Annotated in this window: 12 protein-coding genes and 1 pseudogene; 3 read left to right on the top strand and 10 right to left on the bottom strand. The window is 71.7% G+C overall.

Annotation, left to right across the window (positions count from 1 at the left end):
* Together ASF20_RS24810 and pgeF are read right to left on the bottom strand one after the other, a co-directional pair.
* A pseudogene (locus ASF20_RS24810) lies at positions 1-237 on the bottom strand (porin family protein); the annotation flags it as partial.
* Between the two features lie 264 nt (positions 238-501).
* Positions 502-1,290, bottom strand: a complete 789-nt coding sequence (gene pgeF, locus ASF20_RS03380; protein WP_056270800.1) for a peptidoglycan editing factor PgeF — start codon at positions 1,288-1,290, stop codon at positions 502-504.
* Between the two features lie 183 nt (positions 1,291-1,473).
* Here pgeF and ASF20_RS03375 point away from each other — a divergent pair, with 183 nt between their 5' ends.
* The 3 genes from ASF20_RS03375 (at position 1,474) to ASF20_RS03365 (ending at position 4,706) form a co-directional block, all read left to right on the top strand.
* Positions 1,474-2,046, top strand: coding sequence for a hypothetical protein (locus ASF20_RS03375; RefSeq protein ID WP_082487640.1), 573 nt, complete (start codon positions 1,474-1,476; stop codon positions 2,044-2,046).
* Positions 2,047-2,464: 418 nt separating this feature from the next.
* Positions 2,465-3,550: an aromatic ring-hydroxylating dioxygenase subunit alpha gene (locus ASF20_RS03370; RefSeq protein ID WP_056270796.1), complete on the top strand. Its 1,086-nt coding sequence runs from the start codon at positions 2,465-2,467 to the stop codon at positions 3,548-3,550.
* 79 nt (positions 3,551-3,629) lie between these two features.
* Entirely contained in the window at positions 3,630-4,706 is a 1,077-nt protein-coding gene (locus ASF20_RS03365) for an MBL fold metallo-hydrolase (protein WP_056270792.1), read from the top strand.
* 212 nt (positions 4,707-4,918) lie between these two features.
* Here the strand turns inward: ASF20_RS03365 and hslU are convergent, their stop codons facing one another.
* From hslU to hemF, 8 genes are all read right to left on the bottom strand, one after another.
* Positions 4,919-6,232 carry an ATP-dependent protease ATPase subunit HslU gene (gene hslU / locus ASF20_RS03360; RefSeq protein WP_056212486.1) on the bottom strand — a complete coding sequence of 438 codons (1,314 nt, stop codon included), beginning with the start codon at positions 6,230-6,232 and terminating at the stop codon, positions 4,919-4,921.
* Entirely contained in the window at positions 6,232-7,302 is a 1,071-nt protein-coding gene (locus tag ASF20_RS03355; protein WP_056270788.1) for a hypothetical protein, read from the bottom strand. Before ASF20_RS03355 ends, hslU begins: the two co-directional genes overlap by 1 nt.
* A gap of 129 nt (positions 7,303-7,431) precedes the next feature.
* Positions 7,432-9,102, bottom strand: a complete 1,671-nt coding sequence (locus tag ASF20_RS03350) for a methyl-accepting chemotaxis protein (protein ID WP_056212483.1) — start codon at positions 9,100-9,102, stop codon at positions 7,432-7,434.
* Positions 9,103-9,181: 79 nt separating this feature from the next.
* Positions 9,182-9,718, bottom strand: coding sequence for an ATP-dependent protease subunit HslV (hslV, locus tag ASF20_RS03345; protein WP_156389583.1), 537 nt, complete (start codon positions 9,716-9,718; stop codon positions 9,182-9,184).
* A gap of 112 nt (positions 9,719-9,830) precedes the next feature.
* Positions 9,831-10,220: a GFA family protein gene (locus ASF20_RS03340; protein ID WP_244476313.1), complete on the bottom strand. Its 390-nt coding sequence runs from the start codon at positions 10,218-10,220 to the stop codon at positions 9,831-9,833.
* Positions 10,221-10,311: 91 nt separating this feature from the next.
* On the bottom strand, positions 10,312-11,433 hold the full coding sequence (locus ASF20_RS03335) for an AAA family ATPase (protein WP_056270781.1): 1,122 nt from the start codon (positions 11,431-11,433) through the stop codon (positions 10,312-10,314).
* Positions 11,433-12,023, bottom strand: coding sequence for a suppressor of fused domain protein (locus ASF20_RS03330; RefSeq protein WP_056270778.1), 591 nt, complete (start codon positions 12,021-12,023; stop codon positions 11,433-11,435). The genes ASF20_RS03335 and ASF20_RS03330 overlap by 1 nt, the downstream gene beginning before the upstream one ends.
* A complete protein-coding gene (gene hemF, locus ASF20_RS03325) occupies positions 12,020-12,940 on the bottom strand; it encodes an oxygen-dependent coproporphyrinogen oxidase (RefSeq protein WP_200927184.1) in 921 nt (306 codons plus the stop codon). Before hemF ends, ASF20_RS03330 begins: the two co-directional genes overlap by 4 nt.
* Positions 12,941-12,998: the final 58 nt, after the last annotated feature.

Genomic DNA, 12,998 nt, shown 5'->3' with positions numbered 1-12,998 from the left:
GCCCGGCAGGACCAGGGTGCTGGCGCCGTTCACGCCGATGACGGTCGGCTGGTTGTTGCTGGAAGCGTCGAAGCCGTAACCGGCGTTGAAACCGGCGTAGAAGCCGGTCCAGGTGAACACCGGCACCGGCACGAACACCGGCGGGGGAGCCTGACGACGCGGAAGGTCGGCGGCGAAGGCGGAGCCGGCGATCGCGATGCCGGCGAGCGCGGTGGCGCTGCGAAGGAAGGATTTCATGATCTGGTCCTCTAACCGTTACGCACCGGCGCCACTCTTACGGGTGGCGTCCGCTGCAGTTCCCCGTCTTTAAGCCAGCAGCGTGCGAGAAGCTGTTGCGTTACGATCACGCCAGCCGCAGCGAACGCGGCCCCTTTGTGGCGGTACTCGTCTTATTCTCACCCACTCCGTGAACACCGAACGCGCATCAATGGCCAAGGTTCGCGTACGGCCACGCTTTTTTCCTCACCCGTCTTTGACAAAGTGTCGCAGGGGCTGGGCAGCCTACGGGGACAGCGCGATCGCGGAGATCAGGCGGCCATAATCCCCTTCGCCGCGATGGGTGGTCCGGCGGTAGCTGTAGAATCGGTCGGGATCCGCGTAGGTGCAGCACCCGAGATCGCTCGCCCGGGTGACCCCAGCCTGCGCGAGGCGCGCCAGGATAAAGCCCGGCAGGTCGAACTGCGCATGAGCCTCCCGTACTCCGGGACCGAGGAAGCGCTCGAAGCCGGGGGCGTCCGCCCGGAATCGTGCGATGAAGTCGGGCCCGACCTCGTAGGAGGCCTGCGCGATCGTCGGGCCGAGGACCGCGACGATGCGGTCGCGCGCGGCGCCGAGGCCCTCCATCGCCGCGAGGGTCCGGTCGATCACGCCGCCCAGGGCGCCCTTCCAGCCCGCATGCGCGGCCCCCACGACGCGGTTCTCCGGATCGGCGAACAGGATCGGCCCGCAATCGGCCGTGGCGATCCCGAGGGCGAGGCCGGGGACCCGTGTCACCATCCCGTCGGCCTTGGGGCGATCGGCCAGGGCGATCGGACCCTCCACCACCACCACGTCGGGCGAGTGAACCTGGTACAGGCTGACGAGGGCGTCCGCCGGGACGTCCAGGTGACGGCTCATGCGGCGGCGGTTCTCGCCTACGTGGTCGGGCGCATCGTTCGAGCCGAGGCCGCCGTTGAGCGCGGCGTAGATGCCCTCCGAGACGCCGCCGCGCCGGGTGAAGAAGGCGTGCCGAATGCCCGGGAGGCCGGCGAGATGCGGGGACTCGAGGGCTTCGGGATGTTCGCGCGTCATAGGCACTGCGATCCTTGAGGAGGACGTCGTTTCTGGACAGGGACTGCGTGGGCACGGCCCGCGCGACGGCGAGGTCTGCGTGCGGGGCCTCGAGAGACCCCGGCGACACCCTGACGTCGCGGCTCTTTACGGTTCGTTAAGCATGTTTTGATCGGATGCGTCTCAAGAGTCGAGGATCAGCCGATGTCCGAAGCAGCCCGTCACCCCGCCCCGTACGAAACGGCAACCCGGCCGCAGCCCGGTCCGCTGCGCGATTGGCTGGCGGCGATGAAAGCCGCGACCCATCCGGCGGGCGCCGAGCCGCAGCCGACCGTCGCTCCAGCCCCGCTGGCGGACGAGGCCCGGGCCGCCGAGCCGACCAAGACCTGGACGCCGCGGGTCGTGACGCCGGCCCCCGCCCCGGCGGAGGCCGCCGAGGGCGACCTCTCGGACCTCATGGCCGAGAACATCATGCTGAAGGCCAAGCTCAAGGTCGAGAACGACCGCTACGACGCGCTCCAGGGCGTCATCGCCCGCGAGCTGCGCAACCTGCGCGCCCATGTCGAAGCCGAGATGCAGGAGTTCGAAGAGGCGCGCCGCGAGCGCGACCGGCTCAGCGCGTCCCAGGGCGAACTCGAGAAGGAGGTCCGCGACCTCCGGGCCAGGAGCGCGGACGAGGCCGCGCAGCTCTCAGAGATGCGCAGCGAGCGCGACCTCTGGGCCGCCCGGGCCGAGGCGCTGGCGCAGCCCATCTTCCAGAAGCGCAACGGCCTCTGAGGCCTGCGCCCCCGACGCCCTCACCCTGAAACAGCGAAGGGCCGCCCCGTGAGGGGCGGCCCTTCCATTGCCGAACCGCTCTTGTCCGGCCGGAACTCTCACGTTCGCGTCGAGCGCTAGAAGGCTGCGCCGGAGGCGACGGTCCAGGTCCGGGTGGCCGGGGTGAGCGGCTGATGACAATGAGACACTGGATCACCTCCTTTCGTTCGTTGCGGGTGAGCCGAAGTTAGTCAGCCCCTTTCGGTTTGAAAAGGCCTGCGCCCGCGCCCATCCGCCGCTCCCTTGGTGAGCGTCCCCGAAGCCGCAGGGGGCGGCTGGCCTCGGCCCCGACGGCGGTCTAAAGGTTCCGGCCTTCCCCTCGCGCGGCGCGGCACCGACCTCGTGTCCGCGCCCACCGGCCACGGACCCGCTCCCCTCCATGTCCACAGCCCTGCGGATGCCGGCGCCCGACGAGGCGGCGCTCGACCCGGACGCCATGCGCCAGCCCTTGCCCGACGCCTGGTACTGCGTCGGCCGGTCCGAGTCCCTGAAGGCGGGAGCCCTGCGCGCCGTGGAGCTCAACGGCGAGCAGATCGTCCTGGGCCGCGAGGCCTCCGGCGCCCCCTTCGCCCTGCGCGACCGCTGTCCCCATCGCGGCATGGCCCTGTCGAAGGGCCGCTTCGACGGCGGCGAACTGACCTGTCCGTTCCACGGCTGGCGCTTCGGCACCGACGGGCGCTGTCGCGACGTGCCGACCCTCTCGGCCTCGGACACGGCCGATTTCACGCGCATCGCGGTGCAGCGCTTTCCCATCAGCGAGAGCGCGGGCTTCGCCTGGGTCAATCCGTATCTCGGGCCGGAGACCGGCTCGCCCCCGGCGGCGCTGCCGGACCTCGGCTTCACGGCGGCCGGCTCCCTGGTGGTCGAACTCGTGGTCGAGGCCTCCTTCGACCTGACGACGCTCAGTCTCGTCGATCCCGGCCACGTCGCCTTCGTGCACGATTCCTGGTGGTTCCGGCCCTCGAAGGAGCTGAGGGAGAAGGTGAAGACCTTCACGCCGACCCCGCACGGCTTCACCATGACGAGCCACGCCACCACGACGAGCTCGCCGGTCTACCGGCTCCTGGGCGGCGTGCCCGCGGTGGAGATCGAGTTCCGCCTGCCGGGGGTGCGGCTGGAGCGGATCGAGGCCGGGACGAAGCGGGTGGCGAACTACACCTTCGCCACGCCCCTGACCCAGAACCGGACGATGCTCACCAACGCCCTCTACTGGAACATGCCGGCGCTGAATCTCCTCAAGCCCGTGGCGCGGCCGCTAATGCGCCAGTTCCTCACCCAGGATCAGCAGGTGCTCCAGCACGCCCAGGCCGGCCTCGACCGCAAGCCGACCATGGTGCTGTTCGGCCAGGGCGACCTGCCGTCGCAATGGTACTTCCGCCTCAAGCGCGAGGCCTTGCAGGCGGCCCGGGAGGGGCGGCCCTTCGCCAATCCCCTGGCCACGCAGGAGCTGCGTTGGCGCTCGTGATCGGCCGGCACCCGCGCATCGACCTGCGATGCGTGGCCGCGGCGCTTGATCGGCGCGCCGCAGCCGCCATCTCGGATCCATGAAACGGCACAGTCTGATCAAGGCGTTGAGCGCCGCCACGGTGATGACGCTCGGCGGGGTCGGCTATGCCGCCCACAAGCGCGGGCGCAATCCCTACTATCGCGGGCCGCGCAGCGACCATTTCGACGGGGTCCGCTTCCACAGCCCGGACCAGCCGCCGGACAAGACCCTCGGCGACATCGCCCGCTGGCGCTCCCGGCGCGGGGTCGACAGCCCCCTGCGCCAGGCCTGGCCGGCCTTCCACCCGAGCCCCTACGCCGCCGAGGTGCCGCCGGAGCGGGTCTCGGGCCTGCGCGTCACCCTGATCGGGCATGCGAGCTACCTGTTCCAGGTCGCCGGCCGCAACATCCTGGTGGATCCCGTCTATGCCCGCCGGGCGAGCCCGGTGCCATTCGCCGGCCCCAAGCGGGTGAACCCGCCGGGGATCGCCTTCGCCGACCTGCCCCCGATCGACGCGGTGCTGATCACCCACAACCACTACGACCATCTCGACGGGGCGACGGTCGCACGGATCTGGCAGGCGCATCAGCCGCTGGTCCTGGCGCCGCTCGGCAACGAGGCGATCCTGCGCGCCTACGACGACACCATGCACGTGGAGACCCGCGACTGGGGCGAGTCGGTGGATCTCGGCGGCGGCCTGACCTTCCACGTCACCCCCGCCCATCACTGGTCGGCCCGCGGCCTCAACGACCGGCGCATGGCCCTGTGGTGCTCCTTCGTCCTCACGACCCCGGCGGGCGTGCACTACCACTCGGGCGACACGGGCCTCCGCGACGGGGCGACCTTCCGGGAAGCCCGCGCGCGCTTCGGGCCGCCGCGCCTCGCCACCCTGCCGATCGGGGCCTACGAGCCGCGCTGGTTCATGAAGGACCAGCACATGGACCCGGGCGAGGCCGTCGAGGCGGGGCTGCTCCTCGGAGCCGACCAGATGCTCGGCCACCACTGGGGGACCTTCCAGCTCACCGACGAGGGCATCGAGCAGCCGGTGGACGCCTTGGCGGAAGCCTGCGCAGCGCAGGGCCTCGCCCCGGAGCGCTTCCTCGCCATGCGGCCGGGCCAGGTCTGGGAAGCCTGACGCGGTCCGGGGCCACCGCCGCGGCTGGGCACCCCGTCACGGCGATTCATCCGGGGCCCGCCTTCGGCGCCTCGCGGAGACGAAGGCCGCCGGCCATCCCGTGACGGGCGCCCCACCAGCCGGCCCGGTCCACAGGCGCAACGCACCCCGGGGCAGGTCCGGGACCCTCCGGCGCCGCCGGGCCGCGTCTACGGTCCGGGCGGCGACCCGACCTAGAGAATGAACCGGCTCAGATCCGCGTTCGCCGCCAGGCTCTCCACCCGCGACCGGACGTAGGCGGCGTCGATCGGCACGGTCTCGCCCGACCGGTCGGTGGCCGTGAAGGAGATCTCGTCGATGACGCGCTCCAGCACGGTCTGGAGCCGGCGGGCGCCGATGTTCTCCACCGAGTTGTTCACGTCCACGGCGACGCGGGCCAGGGCGTCCACCGCGTCCTCGCTGAATTCGAGGGTGACGCCCTCGGTCTGCATCAGTGCCACGGTCTGCTTCAGCAAGCTCGCCTCCGTCGAGGTCAGGATCTGGCGGAAATCCTCGACGGTGAGCGGCTGCAGCTCGACGCGGATCGGCAGGCGGCCCTGCAGCTCCGGCAGCAGGTCGGAGGGCTTCGAGACGTGGAAGGCGCCGCTGGCGATGAACAGGATGTGGTCGGTCTTCACCGGCCCGTGCTTCGTCGCCACGGTGGTGCCCTCGATCAGGGGCAGCAGGTCGCGCTGCACGCCCTCGCGCGAGACGTCGGCCGAGGAGCGGCCCTCGCGGGCGCAGATCTTGTCGATCTCGTCGAGGAAGACGATGCCGTTGTCCTCGACCTCGCGGATCGCCTCCTGCGTCAGGGATTCGGCGTCGACCAGCTTGTCGGATTCCTCCGCCAGCAGGGGGGCGTAGGCGTCCGTCACCGTCATCCGGCGCGGCTTGCCCTTCTGGCCGCCGAGGGCCTTGCCCAGCATGTCGCCGAGATTGACCGCGCCCATGGACGCGCCCGGCATGCCGGGGATGTCGAACATCGGCAGGCCGCCCGGCGCCCCGCCGGAGAGCTCGAGTTCGACCTCCTTGTCGTCGAGCTCGCCCGCCCGCAGCTTCTTGCGGAAGCTGTCGCGGGTGGCCTGGCCCGCGGTCGGGCCCACCAGGGCGTCGAGGATGCGGGCTTCCGCCGCCGCCTCGGCCTTGGCCTTCACCGAGCGGCGCTTCTCCTCGCGCTTGAGGCCGATGCCGACCTCCACGAGGTCGCGCACGATCTGCTCCACGTCGCGGCCGACATAGCCGACCTCGGTGAACTTGGTGGCCTCGATCTTGAGGAACGGCGCTCCGGCGAGGCGGGCGAGGCGGCGGGCGATCTCCGTCTTCCCGCAGCCCGTCGGCCCGATCATGAGGATGTTCTTCGGCGCGACCTCCTCGCGCAAGGGGCCGGTGAGCTGCTGCCGGCGCCAGCGGTTGCGCAGCGCGATGGCGACCGCGCGCTTGGCGTCGGCCTGCCCGACGATGAAGCGGTCGAGTTCCGAGACGATCTCGCGGGGAGAGAAGGTGGTCATCACGCTCCGATCGGATGCGGCAGCCGGGCTGCCAGGGGGCGGGGGATGGCGCGCAGCAGGGCGGCGCGCAACGGGTGCCACCCGGCGCTGAGCGCCAGGATGAAGGCCCCGAGGGTGAGGAGGCTCAGCGGGATCGTGCTGCCGGCGAACCCGGCCTCCCGGACCAGGGACCCGAGGGCGATCCCGGCATAGACGAGGCCCGAGACCAGCAGCGCGCGCCGGTCCACCGCGAGCGCGATGCCCGCGAGGCCGAGCACGATCGCCAGCACGCCGAGGGTCGCGGCCTGTCCGCCGCCGGCCGTCAGGGTGCCGAGGATCGGATGCACGATCAGGGGGGCGGCCAGGAGATGCAGCCAGAAGGCGATGTCGGTGCGCCGGGTGACGCGGGCCGGGTCGGACAGGTCGAAGCGCATCGCCAGGGCGAAGACGCCGAGGCCGGCGGCGATGAACAGGGCGTTGCGCGCCGCCAGGGTCAGGTCCGGCGCCACGACGAGCAGGAGGCCGAGCAGCACGGCGCAGAGGGCGGCCGCGCCCGCCGCCACGGTGATCGGCACGGCGAAGCGTCGGTAATGCAGGGTCACCAGCCCGAGGGTCGCCAGCCCGCTGCCGATCAGCGGGCCTGGGCCCAGGCGGTCGGTCGCCATCAGGTCGAACAGGGTCGGCCAGCTCGCCCCTGTCGTCCCCGCACCGGCGAGTCCGAAGGCCGCCGACGACTGCACCGCGAGGGCGAAGAGGACCAGCAGAACGATGCTGGGCAGGGCCATGCGGCGCCGGCGGGTGAAGAATTCGGCGAGCCCCCAGGAGAGGGCGGCGATCAGGGCGTAGCCGGGCGCAGGGCCGAGGGCCGACAGGCCGAAATGCGCGCAGGCGCCGAGGAATAGGAACAGCCCGAGGGTGACGAAGATGTCGGCGAAGCCCGAGACGAAGCGCAGGCGCTCGTCGTCGCGCGGCGCGTCGAGGCCGGTGTCCGGCCCCGGGTTCGCCCGCGCCAGGCGATCGAGGGAGGCGGCCTGGATCTCGGTAATGATGCCCTCGGCCACGGCGCGGCGGAGGTGGTCGGCGGTGATCACGACGGAACCTCGCGGTGGGTCGCCCCGCGCAGGGCGAGGGCGATGCCGCGTCGGGCGGGACAGGGGGCTGGGCGACGCACGTCCCCGACTTAAGCGCGCCGCCCCGCCCTTTCCAGACGGTCCCGTGTCTCAGGCGGCGCGGATCGACCCCACGAAGTGCGTGACCTCGCCGTCGAGGGCGCTGGAGCGGCGGGCGAGCTCCGCTGCCGAGGCGAGAACCTGCGCGGCCCCGGCGCCCACCTCCACCGCCGCGCCCTGGACCTCGGCCATCGTCTCGGTGACGTCATGGGTGCCGCGGGCGGCGTCGCTGACGCTGCGGGCGATCTCCTGCGTGGCGACCTGCTGCTCCTCCACCGCCGCCGCGACGCCGAGGGCGATGCTGTGCACGCTGCCGATGGTCGTGCCGATCTCGCGGATCGCCTCGACGGTCTCGCGGGTGGCGGCCTGGATCATGCCGATCTGCGCCGTGATCTCGTCGGTGGCCTTGGCGGTCTGGGCCGCGAGGGTCTTCACCTCGGTGGCGACCACGGCGAAGCCCCGGCCCGCCTCGCCGGCCCGCGCCGCCTCGATCGTGGCGTTGAGCGCCAGCAGGTTGGTCTGGCCGGCGATGTTCGAGATCAGGGCGACGACGTCGCCGATGCGGGCGGCGCCCTCGGCGAGGGCCTCGACGCGGGCGTTGGTCTGGCGGCTGCTCTCGACGGCGTTGGCGGCCGCCGCCGAGGTCTGGCCGACCTGCTGCCCGATCTCGTTGGCGGTGGCGGCGAGTTCCTCCGTGGCGGCGGCCACGGCCTGGACGTTCTGCGCCGTCTCCTGGGCGGCGCGCATCACCGCGGCCGATTGCCGGTTGGTGCGCTCGGCCTGGGCCGACATCGAGCGGGCGGTCTCCTCCATGGCGGCGGCGGCATCGGAGAGGTCGCCCACGAGGGCGCCCACGCTGCCCTGGAAGCGGTCGGCCAGCTCTGTCCGATCGGTGCGGCGGCGGGTCGAGGCGAGCCCGGCGGCCTCGTCCTGCGTCGCCCGCAGGGTCTCGGCCTCCCGCATGGAGCGGGCGAAGACCTGCATGCTGGCCCAGATGGCGCCGATCTCGTCGCGCCCCGGCTTGACGGCCGGCAGGTCGAGCTGGCCCTCCGACAGGCGCCGGATCGCCGCGGCGACCCGGGCGAGGGGCGCGGCGATCTGCCGGTGCCCGATCAGGATGCCGAGCACGAGGCTCGCCAGGGTGCCGCCGGCCGCCAGGGCGATCAGCAGGGTCAGGCGGCTGTCGTAGAGGGCGTCGGTCGCGGCATCGATGGCGGTGACCTGGGCCTGGCCGCCGGCCACCAGGGCGTCGATGGAATCCTGGAAGGCCTGTCGGTTGGCGCGGTTGGCCTCGTTGAAGCCGAGATCCGCCGCCGCCTTCGGGGCGACCGCGGTTCCCGCCCTGGCGATCTCCTGGCGCAGGCTGGTGAAGGTGGCGGCCCCCTGCACGACCCGCTCGAACTGCGCGCGCTCCGCCTCGGGCACCCGCCGGCCCAGGGCGGCGAGGAGGTCGTTCATCGCCGTCAGGTTCTGCCGCATCCGGTCGGCGTATTTCTGCGCGTCGGCCGTGTCCTTGGCGGCGTAGACGCCGCGGGATTCGAGGACGACGTTGCTCACGAGCCGGTTGACGTTGGCCGCGTCGAGGGCCCGGCGGGCCGCCTGCCGGGACTCGACCATCGCGGCGTTGAAGGCCGAAAGGGTGCCGATCCCGACGCCCGCGACCACCAGGGCGATCGCCCCGCAGGCCAGGACGAACATCAGTATCTTCGCCTTGATCGTCATGTCCGAGATCCCGTCACGAGCTTTCATTCAAGCTCGTAAGCAGTGTCTCGAAAACTTCGGTTAACGGATCGGAGCTCGGTCAGCTTTCAGACGTTTCCAAGGTCTCGATCACGAGGCTGTCATTCGTGTAGACGCAGATCTCGGCGGCGATCCGCATGGCCCGGCGAACGATCTCTTCTGCGTCATGACTGCTGTCTTCGAGGGCGCGCGCAGCCGACAGGGCGTAGTTCCCGCCCGAGCCGATCGCCATCACGCCGCTTTCCGGCTCCAGCACGTCGCCCGCGCCCGAGAGCAGCAGGCTGACCTCCTTGTCGGCCACCAGCATCATCGCCTCCAGGCGGCGCAGGTAGCGGTCGGTGCGCCAGTCCTTGGTCAGCTCGACGCAGGCCCGGGTCAGCTGCCCCGGATACTGTTCGAGCTTGGCCTCCAGCCGCTCGAACAGCGTGAAGGCGTCGGCGGTGGCTCCCGCGAAGCCGCCGATCACCGTGCCCTTGGCCAGGCGCCGGACCTTGCGGGCATTGCCCTTGACGATGGTCTGGCCGAGGCTGACCTGCCCGTCGCCGCCGATCACCACCCGGCCGCCCTTGCGGACCATGAGGATCGTGGTGGCGTGCATCTGCGGCGGACCGCTCGCTTCGGAATGGGACAAGACAGGCTCCGGTTCGGGTGGGAGAACCGCTCACGTAGGTGCTCGCGGGGTTCGCTCCAAGCGCCGCCGGGGTCTCGGCCTATCCGGGATAGCGCGGAAAGGCCGGCAGCGCGTCGAACCGGCCGAACCATTCGGGCGCGTCCGCGACCTGGATGCGGATCGACGGGGGCAGGGCGTCGGGATCGTCCAGGGTCGCGGTTTGGAGGTCGACCTGGCCCGGGAAGACCGCCGCGTTGCGGTAGAACAGGTTGGTGCCGCAGGTCCCGCAGAATTCGCGGAGCACGCCGGGCGAGGATACGTAGGCGGTCGGGGTGCCGGTGATCGTGATCCGCTCGTCCGGGAACAGCGCGAACCCCACCGCGGGTGCGCCCGAGGACCGCCGGCAATCGGTGCAGTGGCACAGGGCGCCGTGGCTAGGCTCGCCCGCGGCCACGTCGTGGATGGCGCCGCAGCGGCAACGTCCGGTCAAGGCCATGCGAATCTCCCCCCCCCCCGCGCACGCCTCCGTTGTCCCCGAGGGGCCGGCAACGCGCAAGCCGCCGGAGGCCATGCAAGCCCCCCTAGACCACAACGGTGATCCGCTTCGCCGCCCGGGTCAGGCCGGTATAGAGCCAGCGCGCCCGATGCTCGCGGAAGGCGAAGGACTCGTCGAACAGCACGACGTCGTCCCATTGCGAGCCCTGCGCCTTGTGGACCGTGAGGGCGTAGCCGTAGGTGAATTCGTCGGTCTCGCGCTTCAGGAAGGCCGGGATCTCCTCCTCGGAGCCCGACATCACGGCCTTGAGGACCTTGATGTCCACCGGGCGGCGGCGCAGGGCCGGGTCGTCCTCGGGCACGACGTCGAGGCGCACCGTGTCGGAGCGCGGTGACGAACGCTGCGCATGCACCGTCCAGGTGGAGCCGTTGAGGAGGCCCTTGGTCCGGTCGTTGCGCAGGCAGACGAGCTTCTCGCCCACCGCCGGCATCGGGTCGGTGTGGCCGGCGAGCTCCCGCAGGCGGTTGTTGTAGAGCCGCCGGGTCTTGTTCATGCCCACCAGCACCTGGTCGGCCTGCAGCACCACGGCCGGGTCGATGGACCGGCGCGAGACGATGCGGCTCTCGCCGTAGTCGCCGAGGGTGAGGCGCCCGCCCTCGCGTACCGTCATCGCCATGCGGACGATGGGGTCGTCGGCCGCCTGCCGGTGGACGTCGGTGAGCATCACGTCGGGCTCGGCCTCGGTGAAGAAGCCGCCCCCGCGCACCGGCGGCAGCTGCGCCGGGTCGCCGAGCACCAGCACCGGCCGGTCGAAGGAGAGGAGGTCGTTGCCCAGATCCGAATCGACCATCGAGCACTCGTCGATGACGATGAGCTCGGCCTTCGAGACCGGCCCGGTGCGGTTCAGGGTGAAGGCCGGGCCGCCGTCCTCGGTCTCCTTGGTGCGGTAGATCAGGCTGTGGATCGTCGCGGCGTCGTGGCAGCCCTTCTGGCGCATCACCGAGGCGGCCTTACCCGTGAAGGCGCCGAACACCACCGTGCCCTCGACGTCGTCGGCGATGCGCCGGGCGAGGGTGGTCTTGCCGGTGCCGGCGTAGCCGAAGAGGCGGAAGACCTGCTGGCCGCCGGACTTGCGCCAGTCGGAAATCGCCTTCAGGGCCGCGTCCTGCTGCGGGGCGAAGCGGGTCGGCAGGGGGGCATCGGCCATCAGAGCACCGAGGGCCGCTGCAGGTCGAAGAGGTCGGTACCGCGCGCGGCGAACAGGTCCTCCAGGGCATCGCCCCCGGATTCCTGCGCGAAGGCGTACTCGGCCTCCGAGATCGGCACCGCCTGGAGGAAGGCCAGCGCCGCGTCTGCGGTGGCCGGTGTCTCCAGCCGGGCCTCGAACAGGGCCGGCGGCACGAACAGGACGTGCGCGAGGCTCGCCGAGAGGCCCGTGAGCAGGCCGGGAAAGACGATGCCGGGGGCCAGGAACCAGCGCCCGTCGATGACCTGGAAGGCGCAGGCCGCCACCATCCGCGCCACGTCCGGGTCGGTGCTCACACCCAGGATCTCGCAGCGCCCGGGGAATTCGACGCCGTCCTGGTAGAGCGGGTGGTTGGCCAGGGTCACCGTGGCGCAGGCGGTGAGGCCGGGGCGCGGGGCGTCGCGGCAGGTCAGGATGTCGACGTGGCTGCGACCCGTCTCGTCGGCGTGCCGGGCGACGGAGGGCACGCCGCCCAGGGCCGCCGCCAGCATGCGCGCCACCGCCCGGTTGGTCTCGGTAATGTCCGCCGGAGGGGCGGCCGGAGCGCTCACGGCCAGCGCACCGTGGGGGGCAGCGACGACAGGATCGAGGCGACGTTGCCGCCGGTCTTCAGGCCGAAGATCGTGCCGCGGTCGTAGAGCAGGTTGAATTCCACGTAGCGCCCGCGCCGGACCTGCTGCTCCAGCCGGTCCGCCTCGGTCCAGGGTGTCGCCAGGTTGGCGCGCACGATGGCCGGGTAGGCCTTGAGGAAGGCCCCGCCCACGTCGCGGGTGAAGGCGAGGTCGGCCTTGGGGTCGCCGGTCCAGTGATAGTCGTAGAAGATCCCGCCGATGCCGCGCGGCTCGTTGCGGTGCTTGAGGTGGAAGTACTCCTCGCACCAGGCCTTGTAGCGGGCGTAGTCGGCGGCGGGCGCGTGGGCGTCGCAGGCCTCCCGCATGGCCGCGTGGAAGGTCAGGGAATCCGGGTCGTCCTGGGTGCGGCGCCGATCGAGCACGGGGGTCAGGTCGGCGCCGCCGCCGAACCACGTCTTCGTGGTCACCACGAAGCGGGTGTTCATGTGCACGGTCGGCACGTTCGGGTTCCAGGGATGCGCGATCAGCGAGATCCCGGTGGCGAAGAAGCGCGGGTCCTCGGCCGCCCCCGGCATCTGGGCGCGGAACTCCGGGGCGAACTCGCCGTGCACGGCCGAGACGTGGACGCCCGCCTTCTCGAAGACCCGGCCCTTGATCATCGCCATGGTGCCGCCGCCGCCGGGCGCGCCGGTGTGGTCGGTGCGCTGCCAGGGCGTCTTCACGAAGGTGCCGGGCTCGGCCGGGGCATCGGGATGGAACGGCCCGGTCGCCTCCGCCTCGAGGGTCTCGAAGGCGGCGACGATCCGGTCGCGCAGGGTGGTGAACCAGGCCGTCGCCTCGGCCTTCACAGCGTCGCGCTCGGCCTCGGGCAGCGGGGGGACGGAGGATTCGGGCATGGTCATGCCGGGGGATGTCCCATCCCGCCGCCCGGCCGTCAATTCGCCGGGCGGCGGT

This window comes from Methylobacterium sp. Leaf88 (genome assembly GCF_001422795.1).
GTDB lineage: Bacteria > Pseudomonadota > Alphaproteobacteria > Rhizobiales > Beijerinckiaceae > Methylobacterium.
Note: the sequence above shows the minus strand (reverse complement) of the source record. Positions and strands in the feature narration are given on the sequence as shown.

What these genes read in the sequence shown, in the direction of transcription:
- pgeF (WP_056270800.1), bottom strand. Translation starts at nt 1,290, where the DNA reads ATGACGCGCGAACATCCCGAAGCCCTCGAGTCCCCGCATCTCGCCGGC.
- ASF20_RS03375 (WP_082487640.1), top strand. Translation starts at nt 1,474, where the DNA reads ATGTCCGAAGCAGCCCGTCACCCCGCCCCGTACGAAACGGCAACCCGG.
- ASF20_RS03370 (WP_056270796.1), top strand. Translation starts at nt 2,465, where the DNA reads ATGTCCACAGCCCTGCGGATGCCGGCGCCCGACGAGGCGGCGCTCGAC.
- ASF20_RS03365 (WP_056270792.1), top strand. Translation starts at nt 3,630, where the DNA reads ATGAAACGGCACAGTCTGATCAAGGCGTTGAGCGCCGCCACGGTGATG.
- hslU (WP_056212486.1), bottom strand. Translation starts at nt 6,232, where the DNA reads ATGACCACCTTCTCTCCCCGCGAGATCGTCTCGGAACTCGACCGCTTC.
- ASF20_RS03350 (WP_056212483.1), bottom strand. Translation starts at nt 9,102, where the DNA reads ATGACGATCAAGGCGAAGATACTGATGTTCGTCCTGGCCTGCGGGGCG.
- hslV (WP_156389583.1), bottom strand. Translation starts at nt 9,718, where the DNA reads ATGCACGCCACCACGATCCTCATGGTCCGCAAGGGCGGCCGGGTGGTG.
- ASF20_RS03335 (WP_056270781.1), bottom strand. Translation starts at nt 11,433, where the DNA reads ATGGCCGATGCCCCCCTGCCGACCCGCTTCGCCCCGCAGCAGGACGCG.
- hemF (WP_200927184.1), bottom strand. Translation starts at nt 12,940, where the DNA reads ATGCCCGAATCCTCCGTCCCCCCGCTGCCCGAGGCCGAGCGCGACGCT.